Here is a 26,981-nt window from a genome sequence, read left to right as displayed (position 1 = left end):
TCATTTTATCCACAGCTTTCTTGGATTCTTACCGCTTGTGGCTGTGAGCACCGCTTTAACCCCGTTAGCGTGATTCCCATGTCACCACTTCAAAATTTACTTGGAACATCAACAAAGCCGAAAAAACAAGACTCACACAACCGCCCCGCACATCTGCGCAACCAAAAACGAGAGGATGCTTGGCGACGAGTTGCCGATATTGCATCTATCCTCGCGAAGTTAGACTCAGAGCTAGCAGATGTAGCCGACGAGCTAGCCCAGTCCAAAAGTAAGCATTTGGACCATCAATCCACGATTGCCCGGGCGCTCGAATACCTCGCAGAAGCTGTCTCCGCCCGCCGTTCCAGTGAGATCTCGCTCGCCTGGTGCGCCGAACGTAGCGAAGTAGGCAGGCTGGTTGGAACGACAACCTCGCGCGGTTTTTATACCAAGCAGCTGGGATATTCCACATCTCACGCCAATACCATGAGAACCCGCGCAAAGACCGCCTATGGGCATATCCACATCGCAGAATACGATCCGGACGACGACGCCGCCGACCAAGAAACGAGCAATCAACGTTCGAAACGCCTGCGCCGGGCAAAAAACAAGTTGAGCCAGGAAAAACACGCGCAGTCCGAGGCCCGTCGGCTCACGCGCAAAATTTCGACGGATAAAGTTGATGCCATCGATCGGGAACTGCGTCATCTGAATGACACGGCTGTTCCGGGCAAACATCGCGTACGTCTGGAGTCTATGCAGGAGGCTCTCAAAGGGCGCGACTGCGCCGACCTATCGCAGTGGTGCAGGGAACGAATCCGAAACGCTAATAATCACCCAGATGCGCATTCTACTCCAGCGAAAAAACGCGCTTCGCGTGCGTCGGCACGCTCCAAACGCTATATCTCGCAACCCCGTGAGCTACCCAACGGGATGTTGAACTTCGGTATTACCACCGATTCATCATATTCGGCTCGTGTTGATGCTATTCGTGCAAAAGCAACCCGTGTCTGGAAAGCACGACAGGCAGATGCCACGATCACCGAAACGCGGACTCAGTCGCAGTTCATCCATGATTATTTCATGGACGCGATCTTCGGTCCGACTCCGAATCTTGCGGAGGCACACGCTCCCGCATCTTCCCGGATTCCGGCTCCTGAGTCGAGTTCAGAACCACATGCTCAACCAAATTCATCCACTGGAGCGGCTATAACCACACCACGGCCACAGCCGTCGGGAAGCGTTTCTGCACAATTAGTAGTCGTCGGCACTATCAACGATTACCTAAATATGAGCCCGAAAACGCGATTTCATACGGATACAGGAGCTACGCTGACGCCTGCCGAAATAATGCAACTGGGGATTTCTGAGTGTCACCTCGGAATCACAGACAACCGGCGGGCACAGCTTCTCGATGCGGGGACGGTACGAAACATGTCGCAGGTCCAACGAGCTTTTCTGACTGCGATGCAACTGGTGTGTAGCCATCCAGATTGCTCAGAACCCGCGGCGAACTGTGAAGGACACCATATCGTTGCCTATGCCCAAGGTGGAAAGACAGACTTCGAAAACCTGACGCTTCTATGCTCTTATCATCACCGAGCGAACAATGACCAGCGTGATGGCAAGAAGAATATGGGCCACATGGTACGGCGAGAGGACAGACATCTCGTCGGCAAATACGACCCCGAAACGGGAAGCATCGAAATCAACCGCACTATTGCCGCAGGTAAAGCCCCTGCTCGACGTCTAATTGCACAAGACAATGTGCCTATGGAGGGCGCACATTCTCACAGAGCAGCGTAGGCATTAGTAGCCATTCGTAAGGCTTGTGAAGTGTGACGTAGATTACGCGCAGATGTCACGCAGCTAGCGTGCACATATGGCATTGGTGCTGCGAAAGCTGATACAGGCAGACCTAGGCCTTGTCTTGAGGCGCCTTGTCTCGAGGTTTTGTCTACTTAACTCGCGTTTAACCCAGGTTTTGTCTACTGACCCGAGGCTTTCCCTCAGCTCTTAAACTCCAGAAAGACCTACAAGTACACAAAATCCCTGTGGCAAACCGGCAACTAGGATCCATCCATCTCACAAAGATGCAAGATCCTCATCGGCTCCACAGGGTGCGTGCTGGCAGCCAGGGGTTTTCGACCCGACTCCAACTGAATAATTCGGGCTAGTTTACTTACCCAATTTACGACGCTGGACGCGAGTACGACGCAGCATCTTGCGGTGCTTCTTCTTGGACATGCGCTTACGGCGCTTCTTAATGACTGAACCCATGGTCAGTACCCTCAATTCTTAGTTGATATGTGTACAAACTGCCGACACTAATGCTCAACACTTTAGCGATTGTCAAGAAGCTTACCCAAATCTGTACAGACGTACAGATCCGACGCACTTTCCGAACCAATGAGTCCTAGCCGCGTCATCATCAGAAATGACTACGCGAAAGCCAAACATTCGGTTGCGGAAAGCGCCAATCGCTACCGCGCTAAAGCCGTGTAAAACTTACCCAACCTCGTAAATAGAAGAGTTCAGGTACTCGTTCACGGCTTCTTCGTGAACACGGAAAGAACGTCCCACGCGAACAGCCGGCAAATCACCAGCGTGCACGAGGCGGTAGACAGTCATCTTTGAGACGCGCATCATCTCCGCGACCTCGGCAATGGTCAGAAACGTTCCCTTGTCTTCATGTGCCATATATATCTCACCCTTCAGCTCGTAGTGCGCTGCAGGCTTCCCCTCCCGCAGGACTTCACACGCACGTGCTCAAACCAGTCTAGCGTGTCACTTGTGACTATTGCGACTCACCCCTGCACATTATTCCCATCTTTCGCTTAACCTCCCCCGTATATCAGCTGAAACCTGAGATCCAGTGGTTGCGACTATTGGCCAAAACCTGAGATTCAGTGGTTGCGACTATTAGCTGAAAAGTGAAAGCCGGTCCTTGCGAATTCCACCGGATTGCAAGAATGCATAGAGTGGAGAATCTCGCTCGAATTCCTAATGCCGCGCGTGCTCCTGGCGTCGTTCGCGGCCCCTGCATTCAGGCCTAGCCCCACCCCTTTTGTCTATTCCCCCGTTGCCCCGTTACCCGTCTTGCCCCTACGTTCTTAGAAATTAGAAAGCCGTCGTACTACACCGCCACCACGACGTTATTTATGGTGCACGGTAGGTACGACGGCGTTGTGTCTACAAGGGCGTTGTGTCTACAACGAACAGCACAGCAGCCAATTTGCCGTTGCCTAAATGATTGCGGCCTTAGTGTGTGAAACTTTCAGCCAAATTAGCCGAGTTCCTTCGACCGGTTTGCACATGCTTCTGCAGCACGGAAGAACATCCCACGCAAGCCGGATTCTTCTAGTTCGCGGAGAGCATGCACCGTGGTGCCACCTGGGGATGAAACGTTCTGACGAAGCGTTGCTGGATCGCGTCCTGAATCAGTCAGCATCTTGCCTGCACCGTGCGCCGCATTGGTAGCCAGTTTCTCGGCGACGTCACGCTTCAACCCCAGCTGCACACCAGCATCAATGAGTGCCTCAGTAACCAAGAAATAATACGCTGGTGAAGATCCCGACATCGCCGTAACTGCGTCCATGTTGGATTCTTCGACGATGACAACTTCCCCCACTGCCTCGAGCAATTCCGAAACACCCGACATCTGCTCGTCGGAGACGCTTGTTCCCGGTGCTGCAGCGTTGGTGCCTTTACCCACCAGCATCGGGGTATTTGGCATGACACGCACCACGGGCACGCCGTTGCCAGCAGCCTTCTCCATTGCCTCGAGGGTCAGTCCCGCGGCCATGGACACTGCCACAGTCTTATCCCCCCGGTCTTGCAACGTTTCAGAGACATCTTCCAAAAGGTCAATGATGTGGTAGGGCTTGACGCACAAAAACGCATAATCTGCATCTTTGATAGCAGCATCATTGTCCGAAGTGGTGTTCACACCGTAGTTATCTTGGAAGTACTTGGACTTATCCGCGCTACGGTTAGTGACGGTAATGGATTTTGGGTCGTAATCAGAGGCAATAAGACCGGAAACTAGCGCTTCGCCGATCTGACCTCCGCCTAAAACTGCAATATTAGTCATGCAATCTACGATGCCAGAAAGCAAAAACCCTAGCCACCACACTGGGGCAGACTAGGGATTTCACCATTATTCAAGGTCATCGTCGCGAACGCTCTGGTCGGATTATTCGAGGTCGTCTTCTCCACGAACTCCCGTGCAGGAACTAACAAAAGCGCTAGAGTACCAACACCGCCGGGCCAAAAGTAAGCAACAAGCCAACGATGACAGCCAGGGTCATCGACAAGCCATCTCGTTCTGTCCGAAGCGCATGAACGATACCCGCCATAACACCGGTAACCCCAACAGCCAACGCTGCAACCAGGTAATTGTTGAGTACGTCCCAGAGCATCTCGAAGCCCTTGAAAACGACCACACCGACGACAATCCCTGCCAATGCCAGCAAAATCACCGCGACGGGGTTCATACCTTCGCCCTCGGAGACGGGTTCATCGTGGTCGTCGAGATCAGCAGCATCTGCATAAACTGGGGCTTGATCATGGCGTTGGGCTGCTGCATCGTGTACGGCGTCATCAGGAACGCTCTGGATTTCCGAGGTATCGTCGTCTGCTTGCCGACGCTCACGTGTGCTTGCAGACGCCGTTCCTCCTCGTTTTGCCGTATTCGATGGTGAATCGGTGACTTTGGAAGTCTCGCCTGTGGACTCAGCATCGTGCTGTTTACTGCTTGTCGCTTGGCTCGAGTCGCTCTTATCGGTGACACGGGAAATCTCAGCGGTCTCGTCTGCAGCGGGACTGGTCTGTGCCACCCGCTTAGTTGCAAACTTGGTTGCAGCATTCTTGTCGACGCTTGGTTCTTGCTGGGTCGCCTTCGTTGCTGGTTTGCCTTGAGCTGATGTCGACGCCGGCCCAGGCGTGCCGGGCTTTGTTGTCGGTTGACCGGCAGCTGTTTGCGCTGGCTCAGCGGCTTTGTGTGGAGCATTCGCCGCGGCTTTGTTCGGGGTTTTCGGCGCAGCTTTCGACTCAGCCTTCGGCGCATTCTCAGCCTTCTCCGCGTTTCCGACCTTCGCCGCGTTTCCGACCTTCGCCGCGTTCTCAACCTTCCGCGAACCCTGCCCGTCCGGCTCGTCGATAGGCGAACCATGTTTCGATTCCTTGGGCTTAGCCGTCACCTTCGGGAATGACCCGGTCAGCTCCGCAACAGAGACACCACCACCGTCTTCCATACTGCGGCGACGACGTCGACGGGGCTTTTCCGAGCCCTCTTTGCCAGAACGTGTCCGGCCACCGCTTGTGCCGTCGGCATCGCTTTCTTCTTTCCCGGCGCGAGCCAACAATTCCGCGACTGTCAATTGTTTGTCGTCAGACATGCTGTTTCTCCCTATTCCAGTCCTTTATCAATGCGACGCAGAATTACGCCTTCGCGCAGTGCCCACGGGCAGATCTCGAGTTCGTCGATTCCTAATGCTCGCATACTAGCCTCTGCAACCAAAGCACCGGCAACAATTTGATGCGAACGGTCGCTGCTCACGCCCTCGAGTTCGGCGCGGTCAGAAGCAGTCATTCGGGAGATAAAAGCGATCAACTGACGCAGACCCGGTGCGGTCAGGCTCCGCCGTACATAAGGTCCTGCCGACGAAGGCGCGGCACCAGTCAGCCGAGCCAATGACCGGATTGTCTTCGAGGTTCCCACTGCGATCCCGGGATCACCGTACGCGCGAATCTCTGCGGTGACGTCCTTGAGCTCAGCATCGATGTAATCACGCAGGGTGTTGATCTTTTTCTTGCCCGGCGGGTCGGTGTCAAACCAGTTGTAGGTCAACCGGCCAGCACCCAAGTCCAACGAACTGGCAACATCTGGGTGTTCATCAGTGCCCGTACACAGTTCCAGCGAGCCTCCACCGATATCGATATTCGTGATCCGCCCGGCTGACCAGCCATACCACCGGCGTACCGCCAGGAACGTCAGCCTGCCTTCGTCCTCACCAGACAAAATCTCCAAACGCACACCGGTGTGTTTTTCTACGGCGTCCAGGACATAAGCGGAATTGGTGGCGGAACGGATCGCAGACGTCGCAAAGGGCATGAACTCGTCGCAGCCGAGTTTGTTGGCGAGTTCTTTGGCTTCCCCGACAGCCGAGATGAGCTTTTTCAGCCCACGTTCATGGATATTGCCGTCAGCATCGAGCTGCTCCACCAGCTTCAGGGAGGACTTCCAATCACTCATGGGAGTGGGCCTGCCACCATTGCGGACATCTACTGCTACTAGGTGGACAGTGTTGCTGCCCACGTCAATTACACCTAATCGCACACGTCTAGCCTAAACGGTCTACGGTGTCTAAGTGTGAATCACGCTCAGTCTTCTTCCGTTTTCCTTGGTTTTCCTGCAAGCTCGCCGGCCGGCAAGTCTATTCGTGCTGGCCGGGAGGTGGCCCCGGATTTCGCTCGGGAGTGGTTCGAATTCACCAACCCGGACGATCCGGAGCACGTCTTTTCCATTGATCTGACCTGGGTGGAGTCCCACTACAGCTGTAAGTTCGGCACCTCGGATTGTTTCGGCATCCGCGAAGGCATTACCGACGTGGCCTGTTGCACTCATGGGGCGTTTCTTGCCGACGAGACCGACCAGGATCAGCTTTTCGACGCCGTCCGCGAGATGCCCGCGAAATACTGGCAATTACGCCCGAGCAATACCGAGGAACACTTGTCAGGAGTAGCTCCAGCTGGCGAGTTGGAGCCGTGGCTGGTGTGGGACGAGGAAGAAAACGACGACGGTGAGATGGAGCCTTCGTTAAAAACGCGCACTGTCGACGGCGGCTGCATTTTCGCGAATCGTCATGGCTGGGAAACTGGTGCAGGTTGCGCGCTGCACCAGTGGGCGGTAGCTGAGGGTGAGGAGTTGACCGTCGTCAAGCCAGAGGTGTGCTGGCAGGTGCCGATTCGTCGACATGAGGACTATGAAACCCGCAGCGACGATGTGGAAATTTTGCGCACGGTGATCAGTGAATACGACCGGCGCGCCTGGGGCAATGGCGGCGAGGAGTTTGATTGGTGGTGTTCGTCAGCGCCGCAGTGTCATACGACGACGGATCCGTTGTGGAAAACCCACCGGGAGGAATTGGTCGCAGTGATGGGCCAGCGCAATTACGAAATCTTGGCCAGCCATTGTCAGTTGCGGGACGAGGCTCGCGCTGCAGGTGTGGACCTGCCGCAGCACCCGGCTACCCGGGAGGCGGCGAATAATCGGGGTTCACAAAGTTAGGCGTCGAATTTGTAGCCCAGCCCGCGCACAGTCACCAGGTGGGATGGGCGGGATGGTTCCGGCTCAATCTTGGAGCGCAGACGTTTCACATGCACGTCGATCGTTTTGGTGTCCCCGATGTAGTCCGAGCCCCAGATACGGTCGATGAGTTGTCCGCGGGTCAACACACGGCCCGCGTTTTCCAACAAGTACTCCAACAAGTGGAATTCTTTCAGTGGCATCGGCACGGCTTCACCGTCAACATAAACGATGTGGCGGTCGACATCCATGCGCACGCATCCACTTTCCAAGATATTTTCGACCGCCCCCTCGGCTGCCGATTCGCTGGTACTAGTTTCAGGCCCGCGGCGCAGTACCGCTCGAATGCGGGCGGTTAATTCACGGGCGGAATACGGTTTGGTCACGTAATCGTCGGCACCAAGCTCCAGCCCCAGGACCTTGTCAATTTCGGAATCACGCGCGGTCACCATGATGATCGGCACCTGGGATGTAGCCCGGATCTTCTTACACACATCAGTGCCCGACATGCCCGGCAACATCAGATCCAGCAACACGATGTCAACGTGCTCGGAGTGGAACGTCGACAAGGCACTCGGCCCATCAGCTGCCGTCAGAGTTTCAAAGCCTTCCTTGCGGAGTAGAAATGCCAGTGGGTCGGCTAACGACTCTTCATCTTCAACGATCAAAACAGTAGCCATGGGGCCTTGTCCTTTTTGTACTTCGGGTCGATTATGTACTTTGGGTCGATTAAGCTTGTTGGTCCGCTCTGAATTGTGCAGCCACACCGTCACGCAGCCAAACAGCGACGCAGCCACAAGCATGGTCATGTCTGATTGCGCAGGCTGATGTGACTTAAACAATGGTTTTTGTCACACTACTCATCCTATATCACGGCTTAATCAGGTCCAGAACTTGTGGAACGGCCGGTCTCCACATCCTGGTCGGTCTCTGCTGTTTCAGCCTTATACCTCGGCAAAGCCAAGCTAAATGTGGTGCCTTCACCCAGCTCAGAGCGCAGACTAATTTTGCCGCCGTGGTTCGCGATAACGTGTTTCACGATCGCCAACCCCAGCCCAGTGCCGCCGGTCTGACGCGAACGCGCCTTGTCTACGCGGAAAAATCGTTCAAAAACGCGTTCCTGATCCGCAGCCGCGATACCAATACCCTGGTCAGAAACGTGAATGCACACTTCATCCTCGGAATCCTCCTCCCAGCTGATGGTGACTGGAGTGGCATCTGGGGAATAGTTAATGGCATTCGAGACCAAATTGGATACCGCCGTGACCAACAAGTTCCGATTTCCGGCGACGAAAACCCCGGCCGCAGAAGCTTCCCCCTCCGGGGTGTGCAATTCGATGCCGTGATTCTCCGCGGCCATCTGGTTACGCACGATCGCAGCACTGATGACGTCGCCGACAGACACCTGCTCGATCTCCGGCAGGGCTTCTGCCCCCTGCAGCTTGGACAAAGAAATCAGCTCGTTGACCATATCGGCCATACGCGTGGCCTCGCGCTGCAATTGTTTTCCAAAATACTCCACATGCTCTGGATCATCAGGCGATCCCAACAACGCCTCCGCCAACAACGCCATGCCACCGACCGGCGTTTTCAGTTCATGCGAGACATTGGCGACGAAATCTCGCCGCGCGGATTCCATACGCACGTTTTCCGATTCATCCGTGCCGTAGACGATCACAAACCTGTCGTCGACAAGCGTGAGTGGTTTGACCAGTGCGCGCACGTTCGAAATCCGATTGCCGGTGCGACGCTTCGGTATCGCGAGCTCGAGCAACCGGTTTTCTTTTTCCTCGTCGTCAAAAACGCTCGCAGCCACCTGCCAGACCTGCTTGTCGACGGTCCGAGCATGCACCAGCGCCATATCGTGCGCCCGCGCGTTCGACAACATGACATCCCCATCACGATCAAGGACAACAATGCCGGTCGGTGAACTTTGGATCACCAGATGCAGCATCTGGCCGACGGTCACGACCTGGTTGGATTCCAGCATTGGCGCTTGTGTCGCCTCCGCACTCGCCACATCCGCATGCTCCGTCACATCCGCATGCGCCGCCGTCTCCGTATGCGCACTAGCCGCCGCAGTAGCAGCCACGTTGTCCATCCCCTGGGAAGACTGCTGATGGTACTGGTGCAGGTACTGCTGCACGCGTTCGACGAGGCGAGCACCAAGGTAGTTGGACTTTTGTGCACGCCAGAAAGCCGCAACCCCAAGCAACAGGATCACGGCGATAACTAGCACCGTCACAGCGACGGTGAGCAGAACAATGTGCGCAGTAGTCACGCGAGATTACTTGGCCTGTTCCTGGCCCGCTTGTGCTTGTCCCTGGTTAGCCACAGCAGCAGCACCAGCCTGGGCGGCCTCTGGGTCCAGATAATCGCCACCCGGGTTCACGATGCTGCCGTCGGCGGCAAATTCGTACACCAGTGGCATCCCGGTCGGAATGTTGAGCCCGGCGATATCTTCATCAGAAATCTGATCCAAGTGCTTGACCAACGCGCGCAGCGAATTTCCGTGCGCCGCCAACAACACGGTCTGACCATCCCGCAGCCGTGGCAGGATCTCCGATTCGAAGTACGGGACGGCACGGGCCACGACGTCTTTCAAGCACTCGGTGCGGGGCGGGTTTTCCACATCCGCATAGCGCGGATCGCCAGCTTGGGAGTACTGGGAGTCGTCGGCAAGCTCCGGTGGCGGGGTGTCGTAGGAACGACGCCACGACATGAATTGGTCCTCACCGTATTTGTCGCGGGTTTCCGCCTTGTTCAAGCCCTGCAGGGCACCGTAGTGGCGTTCGTTGATGCGCCAGTTCCGCACAACCGGGATCCAGTGGCGATTTGCCGCTGACAGGGCGATATTTGCCGAACGGATCGCGCGGCGAAGCAGCGAGGTGTACACGATTTCTGGTTTCAGCCCGGCGGTGGCAATCAACTCACCGGCCCGGCGCGCCTCGTTTTCACCGCGGGCAGTCAGATCCACATCCACCCAGCCGGTGAACTGATTGGATTCGTTCCAGGTGGATTGGCCGTGGCGCAGCAAGATAAGCTTGCCGTAGGCAGAGTTGTTGCCCTTGGCGTTGTCGGTCTTCTTGCCAGCGTCCTTGCCGCGTGCCGACGCGTTCACTCCGTTTGGTGCACTCGGTGCAGAATTTACTTCAGAATTAGGTCCAGTCATAGCTTCTAGCATGCCACGGTCGGCGGGATCAGTGCCGGAGCCACGGCGAGCTCACCAGACTCCTCAGCCCTTTAGTTCCCCATTAGTTACCAGTTAGTGCCCCTTTTAATTCCCACTGGCTTGCCGGTTGTGCAACCTAGCTGCACCGTCAGCACTTGCAATCGCATCCTGGAATACCTCCACTAGCCGGTCGGCAGCCGTCGCCCACGAAAACTGCGCAGCATGACCGACCGCTGCCTGCCCCATCTGGACGCGGCGTTCGTCGTCGTCCAGCAAATCTGCCAGCGCATCGGCCCAATCAGCAGGCTCGTGCCCGTCGACAAGCACACCCGTCTGTCCGTCTGCAACGGCAATCGGCAGGCCGCCGACCCGTGCGGCCACCACCGGGGTGCCACAAGCCTGCGCCTCCATGGGAACGAGCCCAAAGGATTCGTTGTAACTCGGCACCGCAATCAGGTCGGCAGCTTGATACACCGCCACCAGTTCCTCCGGCGGACGGGTATCGATAAACCGGATACACTTGCCGACGCCCAGTTCGCAGGCAAGATTGTGGTAATAATCCGGGCTGGCTGCGCTTCCCGACGGCCCACCGCAGATCACCACTCGCAGGCACCGGTCCGGCTCGCGGCGGAACATTTCGGCGGTGGCGCGGATCAGCACCTCAGGGCCTTTGAATTTCTGTAGTCGGCCGACGAAAGCGACCACTTTCGTGTGTAGTGGGATGCCGAGTTCGCGTCGGGAGCGCTCGGTGTTGCGGTCTGTGCCCGGGGTAAACAGTTCTAGGTCGGCACCTGGCGGGACCACCACGATCTTGGACGGTTCGGCATCGTAATGTCCGATGAGGTCGCGGGCTTCTTCGTCGGTGTTGACGACGAGAGCATCGGCGTTGTCGACGAGTTGCTGTTCGCAGATGCGCCGGGCCTCAGATTCGGCGGTATCGTCAGCCGAGCGGTAAGCGTTTTTCACCGCCGCAAGCGTGTGGGCGGTGTGGACGAGGCTGATGCCCCACAGGTCGCGCAGCAACCAGCCGACCTGGCCGGAGAGCCAATAATGGGAGTGGATCGCATCGTACGGCGCGTGGCAGGGGGCGTAGCCCGTACGGGATTCCTGCTTGGGCGCCGACTGGGATTCTTTGTTGACGAACTGCACGATGCCCCCGGTGAAAGCAACGAGCTGCGTCGGCAAGGATTCTTTTTCTAACCCGACATAAGGGCCCGCGATGATGTTGATAACGCGGAGGTTTTCGGCAAGTTGCATGACCTCCGGCTGGGAGGATCGGGTGGCGCGGGTGAAGATATCGACGCCAATTCCCTGTTTCGCGAGCTGGCGGGCAATATTTAAGACGTAGACGTTCATGCCCCCGGCATCGCCGATTCCCGGCTGCTCGATGGGTGAGGTGTGCATAGAGATCATGGCGATGCGCATACTTGCATCCTAAAGATACTGGGGTGCTACAGCAGAACCGGAGCTTGTATAGGTCGCGACCTAGAACTATTACCCCAGCGTGACCGCTAGACCTCGCGCATATCAATATCCCTGGTTTCTTTCATGCAAGACACCGCGATCAGGGTGATGCCGGTAATCACCGCGAGATAGATGCCAACACTGGCCACACCATAAGAATTGACCAATGCGGTCGCGATAAATGGCGCGATAGCAGCACCCAAAATGGAGCTGACGTTGTAGGAAATTCCAGAGCCGGTGTAGCGAACATTCGTCGGAAACATCTCCGGCAACACTGCAGACATGGGCCCAAAAATCAGGCCCATCAGGAACATCCCCACTGCCAACCACAAGGTCACGGTGGTAATCGTCGCCGTACCTTGCGTCAGCAGCAGACCGAACGTCGTAGCGAACAGCAGCATCAACACAGACACAATGGTGAGGAACCGCTTGCGCCCGATTTGGTCCGCCCAACGTCCGGCCAAAGGGACACCGACGACGAAGAACAAGATGGTAAGCAGCTGCATCTTCAGGAATGTCACATATGGGATCCCCAGACCAGCGGATTTTTCGGGATCAGCAATGCCGTAGGACAACACCCAGGTAGTCACCAGGTAAAACAAGGTGTACGTCGACAGCATCACACCGGTGCCCATGATCATTGGACGCCATGCGGTCTTGAAAGCCTCACGCAGCGGCGAATTAGCTTTCTTACCGCCGTCGACAGCAGCTTGGAATACCGGGGTTTCTTCTAGTTTGATGCGCACATACAACCCGACGATCACCATAACCGCAGAAAGCAAGAATGGGATGCGCCAGCCCCACTCCATAAACGCTCCATCGGTCTGACCATTTTCGTGCCCCATGGTGAGCACCAAGATCAGGAAAAGGCCATTGGCCAGGATAAAACCGAGTGGTGCGCCTAATTGGGGCCACATGGCTGCGCGAGCGCGCGCACCCGGTTCGGCATTTTCGGTGGCCAACAAAGCTGCGCCGGACCATTCACCACCCAGTCCGAGGCCCTGGCAGAAACGCATGATCGCCAACAGCGCAGGTGCGGCAATACCGATAGCGGCATACGTCGGCAAGAGACCAATGATGAAGGTGGCAATGCCCATCGTCAGCAGGGATGCCACGAGTGTCACCTTTCGCCCGGCGCGATCTCCAAAGTGTCCGAATAGCACGGAACCGAGTGGGCGTGCGATAAACGCCAGCCCGAACGTGGCAAACGACGCCAGCAGACTGACCGTGGGGTCTTCGTTCTTTGGGAAGAACAGGAACGGAAATACCGCGACCGCGGCAGTGGCATAAGCGTAGAAATCGTAGAACTCAATGGTGGTACCCACCGTGGAGGCCACAATGATTCGACGGCGGGTGGTCTTGTCGACGACGCGTGGAATTTGCCCGCCGGTCGTTGCTGGTCCCCCACTGGTTCCTGACTCACTATTCGCCGCTGGTTGGGTCGGGTTAGCCGATCTCGACGATGCTTCGGAGTTGATAGGTGTATCCGAGGTCATTGGTTTCCTCCGTTTTCGATTTTCACTAGGCGGTGCGGCTTTCACTAGGTGGCTTTCACTAGGCGGTGCGGTGGACTAAACAGCACAGCGCACCAGTCGCAACCAAACCAGGCGGCACCGAACTGGCCGCCACCGAACCAGCAGGCACACCGAACCAGCAGGCACAGTGAACTGGCCGCCAACTAAACGAGCCACAAGTTGGCAATCGTCCCAAGGATTGAGAATATATCTCATAATTCGGAACACTCTCAAATAAATATTCACGCAAGCCCCCAGAAACACCCCACGTTGCCGGGAGTACACTGGAAAGAGTTCTCCAATCCGGACAAAACAGACCGCACTACAAAACAGACCACGCTACAAAACAAACCGCTCTATAAAACCAGTCCCAGTAGACCCCCAGCACGAAGGAAGCACGGTAGTTTCTATGTCGGCTTTTGAATCACAGGCATGGCTGCAGCATTACGCACCATCCACCCCACACACGCTCGATTACGGCAACGTGACCTTGCTGGACGTTTATGACAACAACTTGGCAATCAACCGGAATAAGCCAGCGACGTGGTTTTTCGGCCGCAGCATGTCCTACGGCGAGCTCGATGAGCAGGTCCGCGGCATTGCCGCTGGCCTACGCTCGCTTGGCGTCGAGCCGGGCGATCGTGTCGCGCTCATTTTGCCGAACTGCCCGCAGCACGTGGCTGCGTTTTATGCTGTGCTCAAGCTGGGAGCGATCGTCGTCGAGCACAACCCGCTCTACACGGCACACGAGTTGCACGATCCGTTCGTCAACCATGGCGCCCGTGTGGCGATTGTCTGGGATAAGGCCGCGGAAACGGTGGAGAAGCTACGCCAGGATCGCGACCTGGCGCTGGAAACAATCGTTTCAGTGAACATGATCGAAGCGATGCCGAAATTGAAGCAGCTGGCTCTGCGCATTCCGCTGCCGAAAATCCGCGAAACCCGTAAGCAGTTGACCGCCCCGGCTCCGAATACCGTGCCGTTTTCCATGCTTGCCGACGGCTCCATGGGCGGTTCCGCACACGATTTCACCCCAGCCGACGGCGTCGACAAGAACACCCCAGCGCTGCTTCTGTACACATCCGGCACCACTGGTAGCCCGAAAGGCGCGCAGCTGACCCACGGCAATCTGTATGCCAATATCCTGCAGGGCAAGCACTGGGTGCCCGGCCTGGGCGACCAGCACGAACGCCTGTTGGGCGCGCTGCCCATGTTCCACGCGTATGGTCTGACATTCTTCGGCACGTTGGGCCCCTTTTTGGGTGCGGAGATGGTACTGCTGCCGTCGCCGCAGATTCCACTGCTGATGGACATCATGAAAACACACCCGCCGACATGGATCCCGGGCGTGCCACCGCTGTACGAGAAAATCATCGAGGCAGCCAAGGACAAAGGCATCGACCTGTCCAAGATCCGCAATGCTTTTTCCGGGGCCTCAACCCTGCCGGTGCACACCGTGGAAAACTGGGAGCGCGCCACCTCCGGATTGCTGGTGGAAGGCTACGGCCTCACTGAATGCTCCCCCATTCTGGTGGGCAACCCGATGAGCAAGGACCGCCGCCCGGGTTATATTGGCGTGCCGTTTCCAGACACGCAGGTGCGCATCGCCAACCCGGACAACCTAGATGAGACGCTTCCCGACGGGCAGGAAGGCGAGTTACTTGCCCGCGGCCCACAGGTTTTCCACGGTTATTATGACAACCCGGAAGCCACAGAGGCAGCGTTTCATGATGGCTGGTTCCGCACCGGCGATGTCGGAATCATGGAAAAAGACGGTTTTATCCGGCTGGTTTCGCGCATCAAGGAAATCATCATCACGGGTGGATTCAACGTGTATCCGGGCGAGGTAGAAGAGACCATGCTGAGTCATGCCGACGTCGTCGAGTGCGCCGTGGTTGGGCGTCCGCGTTCCGACGGTGCCGAGGATGTCGTGGCCTGCGTGGTGCTTCGCGACGGTGCTGAGCTCAACCCAGAGGGACTGCGCGCTTTTGCCAAAGAACGGCTGACTCCATACAAGGTACCGCGCACCTTCTATCACTTCGAGGATCTGGCGAAAGACCAACTGGGCAAAATCCGCCGTCGCGAGGTGCAGGCTGACCTGCTAAAGCGCTTAGAGGATGAGAGCTAGGCTAGATAGCTAGCCCGCAGCGGCGCACACGCATAAACAGGCAGAAACACGCAAAACCTGCCTATTTCGTGAGTGAAAACAAAAATACTAGCCAGCCAGACTTTTATCACCTACTGTGGTTACAGAACCAAAACTGCAATCTAGATCACATACTTACGTCACAGGATGCTAGCGGTCGTTAGCTACCGGTTGTTAGTTCGTATGCACGTGGTTCACAGCACATGCCCCGGTGTGGCCATCAACGCCACAGGACAACCACAGGAGGATTGTTTCCCATGTCTCCATCTGAAGACTCCTCAAGCACTGAGAGCTCCTCAAACACTGAAAACTCCCCGAACGCCGAAAGCTCCTCGAACTCCGAGAACTCCTCACCGAAGCACGCCCTCAAGGACACCACCGAGAGTGCATCATCAGTTGGGTCCAACGCCACCGGCGCAGCCACAGCATTCGAAAGCCGCGCCTGGCTCCAGCACTACAACGACGCCTGCCCACCGGAAATCGAACTCGCTGAAATCACGCTCGTCGACAACTACATCGATAACCTCAAAAAGCATCCGGACCGCAACGCAACCTGGTTTTTCGGCCAGACCACAACCTTCGCGCAGATCGACAAGCAGGTCCGGGCGGTAGCTGCGAGTTTGAAATCACTGGACGTCGGCAAGGGTGACCGAGTAGCTGTGATCCTTCCCAATTGTCCGCAGCACGTCGTTGCGATCCACGCGATCCACCGCCTGGGCGCCACCGTCGTCGAGCACAACCCGCTGTACACCCCGTATGAGCTGGAAGGCCTGTTCAAAGACCACGAGGCGCGCACCGCGATCGTCTGGGACAAAATCGCCGAATCTCTGGAACCACTCCGCCACAGCACTGCGCTGCAAAACCTGATCGCGGTCAATATGGTCGCGGCGATGCCGCGCACCAAGCAGCTGGCCTTGCGCTACCTACCGCTGCCGTCGGTACGCGAAAAACGCGACATGCTCACAGCACAAGCCGACAACGCGATTCCTTACGGCATGCTTCTCGACGGCGCGATCGGCGGCACCGGCGAGCACCTAGAACCCGAGCCGACGATTACCCCGGATGACATCGCATTCATCCTCTACACTTCGGGAACCACCGGCGCACCGAAGGGCGCGATGCTCAGCCACCGTAATATCTGCTCCAATGTGCAAATGGCCAAATACTGGCTACCGGGCATTGGCGAAAAGCCAGAAACGTTGATGGGCGCGCTGCCGATGTTTCACGTTTATGGCCTCACGCTTATCGGAGCGCTTTCTGTCTACATCGGTGGCGAAATCATTCTGCTGCCGAAGCCGGAAATCCCGTTGATGCTGGATGCCATCAAAAAGCGGAAGCCAACCTGGCTGCCAGGCGTGCCGACGCTCTACGACAAGATCGCCGAGGAAGCGCAAAACAAAGACCTCGACTTACGGGGCATCCGGTACTCGTTTGCCGGTGCCGCCCCAGTGCCTGCTGCCACCGTCAACGAGTGGGAAAAACTGTCCGGCGGCCTGTTGGTGGAAGGCTACGGCCTGACCGAAACCTCACCGGTGATCGTTGCTAATCCAGTCAACGAAAATCGCCGTCCGGGCTTTATCGGCGTCCCTATGCCCAATACCTTGATCCGCATCGCCAACCAGAACAACCTCGACGAGACCATGCCAAATGGTGAAGAAGGCGAGGTCCTAGTCAAAGGGCCACAGGTGTTCCAGGGCTACTTGAATAAGCCGGAAGCCACCGAGGAGGCTTTCCACGATGGCTGGTTCCGCACCGGCGATGTCGGAATCATGGAAAAAGACGGTTTTTTGCGGCTGGTCTCGCGCCTGAAAGAAATCATCATCACCGGTGGTTTCAACGTGCACCCGGCGGAGGTGGAAGAAACCGTGAGTTCACACCGCGACGTCGCCGATGTCGCCGTGGTGGGGCGCCCGCGCAAGGATGGTTCGGAAGATGTGGTCGCCTGTGTGATTCTCAACGACGGCGCCGAGTTAGATCCGGAAGGTTTGCGCGAGTTCTGCCGTCAGCGCTTAACCCGTTACAAAGTTCCACGCACCTTCTACCACTTTGAAGAATTGGCCCGCGACCAACTGGGCAAAATCCGCCGACGTGAGGTACAAGCCGATCTAATGGAGCGCTTGGGAGAGTCCGAAAACTAGCGAATCGAGATTCGCAAAAACGACGCAAAATAAGGCGTGTCGACGCACCACCGCAAGCGTCGGCACGCCCTTTTCGCATTACACACCCCTGTATGCTGGGAGTATTCTCGGCTTCGCACGAAATCCGCGTTGGTTACGTGAAACTACTCACCAATTGGTAGGGTGGGGTTATCTCAAATCGTGTGATGCACAACACCCCTACTCAAGGAGGTAGCAATGACCGCTTCGGATACCAAGGCGTGGCTACAGCACTACGGCGATATTCCGGAAAAGCCGGAATACGAGCACAAGACTCTGCTGAGCTTGTACGACAACAACCTGACCAATAACCACCACCGGCAGGCGACATACTTTTTTGGCGAGTCGATGACTTATAGCGAACTCGACAAGAACGTACGCGCTGTCGCCGCCGGCCTGAAGGCCTTCGGCGTAGGCCCGGGAGACCGCGTGGCAGTGCTGTTGCCGAACTGTCCACAGCACGTTATTGCGTTTTATGCCATCCAGAAAATTGGTGCGACTGTCGTCGAACACAACCCGCTCTATACCGCCCACGAGTTGGAAGGTCTGTTCCAGGACCACGGCGCACGCATCGCGATTTGCTGGGACAAAGCCGCCCCAATGTTGGAGCAGGTGCGCAGCAAGACTCCACTGGAGACCATCATTTCGGTCAACATGATCAACGCAATGCCGCGCACCAAGCAGCTGGCCCTGCGCTACCTGCCACTGCCGTCGATCCGCGAAAAACGCAAGCAGCTATCCCAGTTTGCACCCAACACCATCTCTTTTGAGTCCCTGGCCAGTGAGGCTTTCGGTGGCGACGGGCGAGAAATCCGTACCCCTGATTGTGTCACTAGTGACACGACCGCGCTGATCCTCTACACCTCGGGCACTACCGGCGCACCAAAGGGTGCAGAGCTCACCCAGGGCAATATTTCCGCGAATATCGCCCAGATCTTGGCGTTCTTCCCTACCCTGGGCCGCAACCCGGACGAGCGCGTGCTGGGTGCCCTGCCAATGTTCCACGTGTACGGCCTCACGCTGATCGCCGGCCTTGCGGTATCGCTGGGTGGCGAGATGGTGCTGGTACCGAAGCCGGAAATCCCGTTGCTCATGGACGTCATCAAAAACCGCAAGCCATCCTGGATGCCTGGCGTGCCGACGCTGTACTCCAAGGTTATGGAGGCAGCCGAGAAACAAGACATCGACCTGAAAGGCATCGCCAATTCCATTTCGGGTGCCGCCCCGTTGCCAGAGGCCACCGTCGAGAAGTGGGAACAGCGCACCGGCGGCCTGCTGGTGGAAGGCTACGGCTTGACCGAGACCTCGCCGGTGTTGTGTTGTAACCCGCACTCGGAAAACCGTCGCCCGGGTTATATCGGTATCCCATTCCCGGATACTGAGGTACGCATCGCCAACCCGGATAATTTGGAAGAGACCATGCCGGATGGCGAGGAAGGCGAGCTGCTTGGCCGCGGCCCGCAGGTTTTCAAGGGCTACCTGCACAATGAGGAAGCCACGGAAAACGCCTTCCATGATGGCTGGTTCCGCACCGGTGATATGGCCGTGATGGAAGAAGATGGCTTCGTGCGCATCGTGTCCCGCATTAAGGAAATGATCATCACCGGTGGATTCAACGTCTACCCTGGCGAGGTCGAGGACTGCTTGGGTCAGCACCCTGATGTGGAAGAGTGCGCCGTCGTGGGGCGTCCGCGCAAGGACGGCTCGGAAGACGTCGTGGCCTGCGTCGTGCTGCGTGCCGGTGCTGCACTGGATCCGGATGGCCTGAAGGACTATTGCCGCGAGCGTCTGACTGCCTACAAGGTACCGCGCACCTTCTATCACTTCGAAGAGCTCGCCACTGACCAGATCGGTAAGCTGCGCCGCCGCGAAGTTCAGGCCGACTTGCTGGATATGTTGGGCCTGGTGCCGAAGGAAAAGGACGACGCTGACGAGGCTGACGGTTCCGAGGATTCCGATACTTCTGGAAAGGCGAAGCCGCTCGATGAGCAGCCAGACCACCAAAAATCCGACGTTGAGGGTGTCGAGGTAGAAGATCTTGCCGACGCGCAGCCGGACGAAGATGCGGTTGCTGAGGCAGAAGATTCCGCCGACGCGGCTGACAAGAAGTAGCACTTCGCCGGGCTAGTTCTGCTAGTTAGTTCTGCTAGTTCTGCTTGTCGTACTGCCGAAAGGGCCTGACTCCGATAAAACATCGGGGCCAGGCCCTTGAGCTTTTCTGGCCAGTGTGGTGCAGGGATCGCACACCGACGTCAGCACGCCGGCCTGGCTCTGATTTCACTGATTTTTCCAATAGTTAACCGCCATGGAAAGCCATGTACGTTGGCCACCCACGGCGGTTTTTAGCGTCTCTGAAATCGAAATTGCTCACACGATTCAGAGAACAGCGTCAATCTATTGCTGGGCTTTTGCCAGCGCGTCGTCAATCTGCTCTTTGTACCGTTCAATTGTCCATGGAACAGTCAGTGGGTTAATCATCGATGACCCCGTAACAAAGGACTGGTCGGTCGGAGCAACCTCAGCACCCTGTGCGATAGCAGCGATACTGGAGTACGCAGGGTCTGCGTGCAGTTCTTTACGCGAGGCTTCGTCAGAGTAGAAGGTGAAGATCAAATCTGAATCATTCAATTTATCCAGGTTTTCTGCACTGACGGTCGCAGAGTCAGTTCCCGCAACGACACTATCCCGGAACTCTTCAACCGCAGGGTCTACCTGGAGGCCCAATTTGGTCACGAATTGAACACGCTGTTCCGTTGGCAGGAAGATGCCGTAGTTTCCCACTCCAGAGTTATAGATGAAGCTGAAGGTGTGCTCGCCGTAAGATTCTTCCTTGGCATCGTCAAACTGCTGGTTGATACCGTCGATCAAGTCCTGCGCTTGGTCGCCTTTACCCAGGGCTTCAGCAACAGTATTGATCTGTTCTTCCCAAGTAATGACCCATGGCTCTTCTTCGTACGCGACGGTTGGCGCAATCTCGCTGATCTGGTCGTACTGCTCTTGCGTAAGGCCAGACCAAGGGGCCAAGATCAGGTCAGGTTCCAGCGCCGCAATCTCTTCCGCGCTAAGTTCTTCGGCACCTGTAATCAGCTCTGGCTTCTCGTCGTCTTTGACGCCCATTTCTTCGAGCTCTTCGTTGACCCATGGCAAGTAGCCCGACTCATCGGCACCCCATTCATAGGATTCAACGGCGACCGGGACCACGCCGAGTGCAAGAGTAGTCTCGGTGGAACCCTGGCCAAGGGTAACCACACGTTCGGGTGTGCCCTCAATCTCGGCAACGCCAAGTGCGTGTTCAATCGTGCGTGTTTCACCAGAGTTGTTGTCGGCAGCATCATTGCTGTCGCCATTTTCAGCACACGCTGCAAGACCAAGCATCAAGGTCATAGAAGAGACAATTGCTGCTAGACGGGAAATTAAACCTCTACGGTTGCTTGCATGCAAAACCGAATGGGGCATAAGAGATGACATGCTCATTCCTTCTTTCATTGATTCCACGCACCACCATACGACACATTGTTGGCACGATTTTCCGTAAGGTCACCAGAAAGTCTGATAAACAATGTCAGAATATAGGACATCCGACACATTATGCAAGGTTTACCTACTTAACAAACCAGATGCCAGATGCTAGTGCACCCATCAAAATAACAAGAAACACACACTACTCATTCGTTGACACAACCACAGGCTTACCTTAGTATCCACTCTATGGATGCCCCTTTTGACAAGTTCGCTCCGCAAGCACGATCAGGCTTACAATTTCTTGGTGACGGCTATAGCCACAAGCACGCCCTATCATCCGCCGAGCAAACGCTTGATATAGCCCTTGCACCGACTTTTACCCCTTCACCTGACACCCTGCATCCCAGCCAGGACCTTGACGTCGACTCGCTTTCTACGGCGTTCGGCACTGTAGAAATTGACACACCACTGGGATCACTAGACAAAGCACTAAAAGAACTCAATACCCTCTGGATATCGCACGCTATCCGTTATGATTCACCCCGCTATCTTGCCCATCTAAATTGCCCCATAACGGCAGCAGGATTTGCCGGTGCAACCATCTCTGCAGGATTGAATACTGCGGTCGAAAGCTGGGATCAAGGACGCGGCGCAGCAATTATCGAGGACCAACTAATAAAGTGGTTCGCTGCCACCGCAGGAATGAATCCTCATAAAGCAACTGGAACGTTCACCTCAGGTGGTACGCAATCAAATTTACAGGCCCTTTACACTTCCCGTGAAAAAGCTTTGCAATCAGGCTCGAGCTTAGACTCCCTTCGGATTCTTTGTTCATCAGAGGCGCATTATTCTATTGCTCGCTCCGCCCATATTTTGGGTCTCCCAAAGGAAGCGGTAATTACAATCGACAGCGATTCAAATGGCGTCCTAAAAATCGCCTCCCTCCGCAGAACAATCGATTCTTTACTCGAGTCCGATAAAAAATTCACCATAGCCTGCTTAGTTCTCACCGCAGGTACAACAGATCTCGGGGCAATCGACCCGCTTGCACAAGCAACCCAGATAGCACAGCAACATGGAATTTATGTGCACGTGGATTGTGCTTATGGTGGTGCCCTGCTGCTCAGCAATAAAGACCAAAAACTACTTTCTGGGCTTCACCAAGCAAATTCATTTAGCCTTGACTTTCACAAATCATTTTTCCAACCAGTCGCGTGTTCAGCTTTGATCTACCGCGACCTCACTGAACTAGAAAATGTCACTTGGCATTCGGATTACCTTAATCCCGAGACCGACACTCGAATGAACCTTGCAAACCGTTCACTACAGACAACCAGACGATTCGACGCACTCAAATTGTGGCTTAGCCTACGAGCCGAAGGCCCCAAAGCGTTAGGTCAAGCATTCGATAGATGCTGCGAAATTGCGACCGATACAGCAGTGATGGTTCGTGACTTCCCAGAACTAGAACTACTCACGGACCCTACATTGAGCACGGTTCTTTTCCGTTACCTGCCACCACTGTCAGGTAAACCAAGCTCAAATACTTGCCTACAGGACACCGAAGTTGTCAACAGAATCAACGATGAAATCCGACGCCAATTGTTCAACGCTAACGAACTCGTCATAGCCAGCACCAGACGCAACGACAAAATCTACCTGAAACTCACGATATTGAACCCACATCTCACTATGGATGATATGCATTATGCATTAGAGAAAATTTGTGCGGCTGGAACAACTGAGTGCGCCAGACTACAAAGCAAAGAGGAAGTTGATGACTAAGAAAATCCACGAACAACCGTCAACGAGTATAACTCAGCGCGTTGCTGCCGAGGAAGTTTTTGACATTGTCGGTATCGGCATCGGTCCTTTCAATCTGGGAATGGCGGCACTCGCACATCCCTTGGTGCAATCGAATGATCTCAAAGCTATATTTTTCGACGAAAATGAAGATTTTTGTTGGCACCCTGGCGTAATGTTTTCAAACTCTACGATCCAGGTTCCCTTCATGGCGGACCTCGTCAGTCTGGCCGATCCCACCAGCCCTTGGAGCTTCCTAAACTATTTAAAAAGACAGGGGCGAATTTATCAGTTTTATATTCGCGAATCTTTTTATCCATATCGTACGGAATACTCTGATTATTGCGCTTGGGTTGCAGACCAACTTAGCACTCTCCAATGGTCTAGCCCCGTAACAAATGTTCATCGAACGGAAGACGGCCTTTGGCGAGTCCAGATTGGGGGCAAAAGCCCCCGGGCCGTACTTGCGAAGAATCTTGTCAACGGAACGGGAACTCAACCTTATGTCCCTACTTCGCTCCAACCCAAGCTTGTCGAATCTAGGAATCAGACCAAAAACATTATTCACAGTTCTGACTTCCTATTTCATGCAGAACGCTTATCGAATAGTGAAGACATAAAGTCGTTGACCATCGTCGGTTCCGGACAATCTGCAGCAGAAATTTATCGTCACCTGATGGAGCCCTTCGCGGCAACCGGTCGCCGTCTTAATTGGTTAACAAGATCACCCCGTTTCTTCCCAATGGAATACACTGCGCTTACCTTGGAGTTAACCAGTACGGACTACGTGCGCCACTTCCACAGACTCCCAGAAGCACGACGCGACGAAATTAATCGCCAGCAGCGAAACCTGTACAAGGGCATCTCCGGCGATTTAGTTAACGATATTTACGACACGTTATATCAACTGTCCATTACCACTCCGCTACGCGGAGAGCTACGCCCGGATGTCACCGTAGAGTTGCTCACAGAAAGTGATCCCAAAAACTCATACGAACTAAACAGCAACGAGCAGGCCGCAGAGAGCCAAATATTACTGAAGCTGACCAACAACGAAACCGGTAATGCCGACATACATGCGACTGATGCCGTCATCCTCGCTACAGGCTACGGGCGCCCTGCCATACCTTCGCATTTGATTGCAGCTGCAGAAACAGGCGAAATCAACACAGACAAACAAGGACGTCTGGACGTAAATCTCGATTTTACGGTTAACCAGCAGCGTGACTTATACGTGCTCAACGCCGAAGAACATACCCATAGCCTTAACGCTCCAGACTTGGGAATGGGAGCTTGGCGGAACTCAATCATTCTCAACAGCATATGCGGGCGCACAGTCTATGAAGTGGAAGATTCCTGGACTTTCCAACAATTTGGAGGAGAAAACGTATGAGTAAGTCACAACAATCATGCCACCCAATCAGCCTGATTCCTGGTGCAATACATACTTCGTTAGGGGTAATCAATATTCGCCCAGTGCAACCAACAAAGGATGCTAAAACGCTACATACATGGGTCACTCATCCTCGTTCGCAGTTTTGGGGTGCATTAGATGCCAGTGAAGAAGAGATCTTGGCAGAATACCGACGCATCGAAACAAGCAATGCCGAACAGGCTTGGCTACTACATCTCAACGGAAATCCGATTGCTCTTTCGGAAACCTACGACCCAACCCACGTTGTACTTAACACATGTTCTGAACTCACCCTCGACAAAGGCGATATCGGGATGCACATCCTAGTTTCGCCTCCTATAGGCAAGAGCATCCATGGACTTACCGATAACATCTTCTCCGCTCTAGTCCGCTGGATTTTTAGCCACCGTGAGGTGAACCGAATCGTCGTCGAGCCCGATGCCTCTAATTTGGGAATCCATCATAAAAACGCCCGAACAGGATTCACCCAACCAGGGCTCAAAACAACCTTAACGATGTCCGGAAAACCGAAAACCGCGTTAATCCAATTTTGCACACGCCCTGATTTTTTGGGCTCTCCGAATGCCCCTCTGAGCTATCCTATTGCGCCTACCCCCTGGGAGCTAGTTAAGCCCACAGATCTATCCAGCCCCATAACACTCGGTATCGGCCACTTAGCCAAAACCGCTGAAGCAGTACACCGCGAACTTTTCGCCAAAGCATTGCGGGAATTCACCCATGAAAGACTTATATCCCCGCGAAAGATCAAAGAATCTGCTAATAAGACTGAGCCTAACGATGGCAACCACAGCGGATGGCGCTCCTATCAAGTTAGCTGGGGATCCCGGAAACTGATTTTTCGGGCTCGCGAGCATAGACTGCTTCATCTCAGCGTAGATCCGCTCAGCATCCACGATCCCGCAGATCTCACGTGGACACCCGATATCGTTACAGGTATCGCAGATGCAGCTGAGCAACTTGGTATCGCAAAGAGTTCGCGCGAAACGTACCTGGAAGAAATTTCTGCAACTTTCGCCGCACGTGCTCGGACTTTAGCCATGCCACGCCCAACATCTACAGAGTTGACGGACGCTACTCGAGATCCTGTGGAGCTATTCCAAGCCATTGAATCTGCGATGGTAACTGGCCACCCGGGCTTCTTAGCTAACTCAGGTCGCGGGGGGATGGGCGAAACTCAACTTCGTGCTTTCTCGCCAGAACTCAGTAGTACTACTGATCTTGTTTGGTGTGCCGTGGACAAAAATTTTGCGCATCTTGCAACAATCGACTACGAGCATGGGCAGGAATCGGGTTCTTCTCAGTCTTCTTACGACGCTATATTGGCACTGGTACCAGATTTTGAAGAGCGTTGTAAACTAGCTGGTATTAATCCAGACGACTACATTCCCCTACCTGTTCACCCTTGGCAGTGGGAGCAGCGTTTTACCACCACATTCTCCGCTGATCTAGCTGCTGGTCGAATTCATGTACTCGGTCGAAAGGGCGACGCCTACCGACCACAACAATCTCTGCGTACTTTTTTCAATACTTCTATTCCAGCTGCACCATACGTAAAAACCGCCGTCGCGGTTCGTAACATGGGTTTTACTCGCGGACTATCTGCACATTACATGGAGTCAACTCCACGAGTTAATCGCTGGCTGCTGAACTTAATCGGAGATGATCCAGAATTTTCTCAATCAGGCATTGGATTTCTCCCTGAGATAGCGTCTGTGGGATATACAGGCAGTGTCTACCATCGCTTCACTAACGACAGTCCTCACACTAAAATGACCGCTGCGTTGTGGAGACAATCCCCGTTCAGCCCCGAAACTACTCCCGCGTTAAATGCCGGTGACACTTTATCTACGCTAGCGGGCATACTTCACACTGACGACGAAGGAATATCTCTTATAAGCGCCTGGATTAATCAGAGCGATTTAACGGCGGTTGATTGGATCAACCAACTTTTGACTTTGTACGTTCGTCCTCTAATTCATGCCCTGGTACGTTACGGAATTGTTTTCATGCCTCATACGGAAAACGTCATATTGCGTCTCAACAAGAATAAACCGGTTGGCATTTATCATAAGGACCTTGGCGAAGAAATAGCCGTGGTTTCGGACGAGACCCCTGTTCCTGCTGGTCTAGAACGTTTGCGAGCTCGTTGCTGTTCTGACTCACCGCAAGATTTATCCCAACAAGCGCTTTCAATACATACTGATGTTATTGATGGCGTTCTCCGCCACCTTGCAGCGCTTCTTGACGATCATGGAATTCTCCAAGAAGAAATTTTTTGGGACCAGCTTCGACAAGTTGCCTGCGCATATGCCAAGGATCATCCTGAACTAACTACCGGAGATTCTCGACAAGCAAGGCTTTGGCAGGCCCTATTAGCACCGAGATTCCGGCATTCGACGTTAAACCGGTTACAGCTTCGCAACCCTCATACTATGGTTACTCTTGGTGACCAAGATTCGTCGCTCATCTACGCCGGTGAACTGGAAAATCCCCTGCACGGTGTCTAAATGGTGCCACGCGCGTGTTTGTTCCAAGACTTAA

19 protein-coding genes are annotated in these 26,981 nt (G+C 55.0%); 8 read left to right on the top strand and 11 right to left on the bottom strand.

Annotation, left to right across the window (positions count from 1 at the left end; genetic code table 11):
* Positions 1 to 78 precede the first annotated feature (78 nt).
* Entirely contained in the window at positions 79 to 1,785 is a 1,707-nt protein-coding gene (locus tag QP888_RS02815) for an HNH endonuclease signature motif containing protein (protein ID WP_284812031.1), read from the top strand.
* Positions 1,786 to 2,157: 372 nt separating this feature from the next.
* Here the strand turns inward: QP888_RS02815 and QP888_RS02810 are convergent, their stop codons facing one another.
* From QP888_RS02810 to QP888_RS02790, 5 genes are all read right to left on the bottom strand, one after another.
* On the bottom strand, positions 2,158 to 2,259 hold the full coding sequence (locus tag QP888_RS02810; protein WP_003855542.1) for a 30S ribosomal protein bS22: 102 nt from the start codon (positions 2,257 to 2,259) through the stop codon (positions 2,158 to 2,160).
* A 228-nt stretch (positions 2,260 to 2,487) separates the two neighbouring features.
* Complete coding sequence (locus tag QP888_RS02805; protein WP_018121373.1) at positions 2,488 to 2,679, bottom strand: helix-turn-helix domain-containing protein; 192 nt, start codon at positions 2,677 to 2,679, stop codon at positions 2,488 to 2,490.
* Positions 2,680 to 3,265: 586 nt separating this feature from the next.
* The gene (gene proC / locus QP888_RS02800; RefSeq protein WP_284812030.1) at positions 3,266 to 4,072 is read right to left on the bottom strand and encodes a pyrroline-5-carboxylate reductase; all 807 of its coding nucleotides are present in this window, start codon (positions 4,070 to 4,072) and stop codon (positions 3,266 to 3,268) included.
* A 154-nt stretch (positions 4,073 to 4,226) separates the two neighbouring features.
* Positions 4,227 to 5,378 carry an Rv0497 family membrane protein gene (locus QP888_RS02795; protein WP_284812029.1) on the bottom strand — a complete coding sequence of 384 codons (1,152 nt, stop codon included), beginning with the start codon at positions 5,376 to 5,378 and terminating at the stop codon, positions 4,227 to 4,229.
* An 11-nt stretch (positions 5,379 to 5,389) separates the two neighbouring features.
* Positions 5,390 to 6,319: a Ppx/GppA family phosphatase gene (locus tag QP888_RS02790; RefSeq protein ID WP_284812028.1), complete on the bottom strand. Its 930-nt coding sequence runs from the start codon at positions 6,317 to 6,319 to the stop codon at positions 5,390 to 5,392.
* A 33-nt stretch (positions 6,320 to 6,352) separates the two neighbouring features.
* Between QP888_RS02790 and QP888_RS02785 the strand changes: the two genes are divergently transcribed.
* Positions 6,353 to 7,270: a DUF3109 family protein gene (locus QP888_RS02785; protein ID WP_284812027.1), complete on the top strand. Its 918-nt coding sequence runs from the start codon at positions 6,353 to 6,355 to the stop codon at positions 7,268 to 7,270.
* On the opposite strand, the gene QP888_RS02780 is transcribed toward QP888_RS02785, so the two are convergent.
* From QP888_RS02780 to QP888_RS02760, 5 genes are all read right to left on the bottom strand, one after another.
* Positions 7,267 to 7,968: a response regulator gene (locus QP888_RS02780; protein ID WP_284812026.1), complete on the bottom strand. Its 702-nt coding sequence runs from the start codon at positions 7,966 to 7,968 to the stop codon at positions 7,267 to 7,269. The two genes, QP888_RS02785 and QP888_RS02780, sit on opposite strands and share 4 nt — an antisense overlap.
* 197 nt (positions 7,969 to 8,165) lie before the next feature.
* Complete coding sequence (locus QP888_RS02775) at positions 8,166 to 9,569, bottom strand: sensor histidine kinase (protein WP_284812025.1); 1,404 nt, start codon at positions 9,567 to 9,569, stop codon at positions 8,166 to 8,168.
* A gap of 6 nt (positions 9,570 to 9,575) precedes the next feature.
* Positions 9,576 to 10,460 (bottom strand): phosphoglyceromutase, encoded by an 885-nt coding sequence (locus QP888_RS02770; protein WP_284812024.1) that lies wholly within the window; start codon positions 10,458 to 10,460, stop codon positions 9,576 to 9,578.
* A 105-nt stretch (positions 10,461 to 10,565) separates the two neighbouring features.
* Complete coding sequence (mshA, locus tag QP888_RS02765; protein ID WP_284812023.1) at positions 10,566 to 11,885, bottom strand: D-inositol-3-phosphate glycosyltransferase; 1,320 nt, start codon at positions 11,883 to 11,885, stop codon at positions 10,566 to 10,568.
* Between the two features lie 86 nt (positions 11,886 to 11,971).
* A complete protein-coding gene (locus tag QP888_RS02760) occupies positions 11,972 to 13,420 on the bottom strand; it encodes an MFS transporter (protein ID WP_284812022.1) in 1,449 nt (482 codons plus the stop codon).
* A gap of 427 nt (positions 13,421 to 13,847) precedes the next feature.
* Here QP888_RS02760 and QP888_RS02755 point away from each other — a divergent pair, with 427 nt between their 5' ends.
* From QP888_RS02755 to QP888_RS02745, 3 genes are all read left to right on the top strand, one after another.
* Positions 13,848 to 15,566 carry a long-chain-fatty-acid--CoA ligase gene (locus QP888_RS02755; RefSeq protein WP_284812021.1) on the top strand — a complete coding sequence of 573 codons (1,719 nt, stop codon included), beginning with the start codon at positions 13,848 to 13,850 and terminating at the stop codon, positions 15,564 to 15,566.
* A gap of 275 nt (positions 15,567 to 15,841) precedes the next feature.
* Entirely contained in the window at positions 15,842 to 17,722 is a 1,881-nt protein-coding gene (locus tag QP888_RS02750) for a long-chain-fatty-acid--CoA ligase (RefSeq protein WP_284812020.1), read from the top strand.
* Between the two features lie 216 nt (positions 17,723 to 17,938).
* Entirely contained in the window at positions 17,939 to 19,852 is a 1,914-nt protein-coding gene (locus QP888_RS02745) for a long-chain-fatty-acid--CoA ligase (RefSeq protein WP_284812019.1), read from the top strand.
* 282 nt (positions 19,853 to 20,134) lie between these two features.
* Here the strand turns inward: QP888_RS02745 and QP888_RS02740 are convergent, their stop codons facing one another.
* Positions 20,135 to 21,208, bottom strand: coding sequence for an iron-siderophore ABC transporter substrate-binding protein (locus QP888_RS02740; RefSeq protein WP_284812018.1), 1,074 nt, complete (start codon positions 21,206 to 21,208; stop codon positions 20,135 to 20,137).
* Between the two features lie 240 nt (positions 21,209 to 21,448).
* On the opposite strand from QP888_RS02740, the gene QP888_RS02735 reads away from it, so the two are divergent.
* The 3 genes from QP888_RS02735 to QP888_RS02725 are packed head-to-tail and all read left to right on the top strand — an operon-like array spanning position 21,449 to position 26,947.
* Complete coding sequence (locus tag QP888_RS02735) at positions 21,449 to 22,987, top strand: pyridoxal phosphate-dependent decarboxylase family protein (protein ID WP_284812017.1); 1,539 nt, start codon at positions 21,449 to 21,451, stop codon at positions 22,985 to 22,987.
* The gene (locus tag QP888_RS02730; protein ID WP_284812016.1) at positions 22,980 to 24,398 is read left to right on the top strand and encodes a lysine N(6)-hydroxylase/L-ornithine N(5)-oxygenase family protein; all 1,419 of its coding nucleotides are present in this window, start codon (positions 22,980 to 22,982) and stop codon (positions 24,396 to 24,398) included. Before QP888_RS02735 ends, QP888_RS02730 begins: the two co-directional genes overlap by 8 nt.
* Positions 24,395 to 26,947 carry a GNAT family N-acetyltransferase gene (locus QP888_RS02725; RefSeq protein ID WP_284812015.1) on the top strand — a complete coding sequence of 851 codons (2,553 nt, stop codon included), beginning with the start codon at positions 24,395 to 24,397 and terminating at the stop codon, positions 26,945 to 26,947. Before QP888_RS02730 ends, QP888_RS02725 begins: the two co-directional genes overlap by 4 nt.
* Positions 26,948 to 26,981: the final 34 nt, after the last annotated feature.

This window comes from Corynebacterium sp. MSK297, from assembly GCF_030232885.1.
Classification (GTDB): Bacteria; Actinomycetota; Actinomycetes; order Mycobacteriales; family Mycobacteriaceae; genus Corynebacterium.
This window is presented reverse-complemented; position numbering and strand designations above follow the sequence as displayed.

Coding starts and splice junctions, on each gene's coding strand:
- proC (WP_284812030.1), bottom strand. CDS start 4,072: ATGACTAATATTGCAGTTTTAGGCGGAGGTCAGATCGGCGAAGCGCTA.
- QP888_RS02730 (WP_284812016.1), top strand. CDS start 22,980: ATGACTAAGAAAATCCACGAACAACCGTCAACGAGTATAACTCAGCGC.
- QP888_RS02755 (WP_284812021.1), top strand. CDS start 13,848: ATGTCGGCTTTTGAATCACAGGCATGGCTGCAGCATTACGCACCATCC.
- QP888_RS02750 (WP_284812020.1), top strand. CDS start 15,842: ATGTCTCCATCTGAAGACTCCTCAAGCACTGAGAGCTCCTCAAACACT.
- QP888_RS02760 (WP_284812022.1), bottom strand. CDS start 13,420: ATGACCTCGGATACACCTATCAACTCCGAAGCATCGTCGAGATCGGCT.
- QP888_RS02795 (WP_284812029.1), bottom strand. CDS start 5,378: ATGTCTGACGACAAACAATTGACAGTCGCGGAATTGTTGGCTCGCGCC.
- QP888_RS02770 (WP_284812024.1), bottom strand. CDS start 10,460: ATGACTGGACCTAATTCTGAAGTAAATTCTGCACCGAGTGCACCAAAC.
- QP888_RS02740 (WP_284812018.1), bottom strand. CDS start 21,208: ATGTCATCTCTTATGCCCCATTCGGTTTTGCATGCAAGCAACCGTAGA.
- QP888_RS02810 (WP_003855542.1), bottom strand. CDS start 2,259: ATGGGTTCAGTCATTAAGAAGCGCCGTAAGCGCATGTCCAAGAAGAAG.
- QP888_RS02805 (WP_018121373.1), bottom strand. CDS start 2,679: ATGGCACATGAAGACAAGGGAACGTTTCTGACCATTGCCGAGGTCGCG.
- QP888_RS02745 (WP_284812019.1), top strand. CDS start 17,939: ATGACCGCTTCGGATACCAAGGCGTGGCTACAGCACTACGGCGATATT.
- QP888_RS02725 (WP_284812015.1), top strand. CDS start 24,395: ATGAGTAAGTCACAACAATCATGCCACCCAATCAGCCTGATTCCTGGT.
- mshA (WP_284812023.1), bottom strand. CDS start 11,885: ATGCGCATCGCCATGATCTCTATGCACACCTCACCCATCGAGCAGCCG.
- QP888_RS02780 (WP_284812026.1), bottom strand. CDS start 7,968: ATGGCTACTGTTTTGATCGTTGAAGATGAAGAGTCGTTAGCCGACCCA.
- QP888_RS02735 (WP_284812017.1), top strand. CDS start 21,449: ATGGATGCCCCTTTTGACAAGTTCGCTCCGCAAGCACGATCAGGCTTA.
- QP888_RS02815 (WP_284812031.1), top strand. CDS start 79: ATGTCACCACTTCAAAATTTACTTGGAACATCAACAAAGCCGAAAAAA.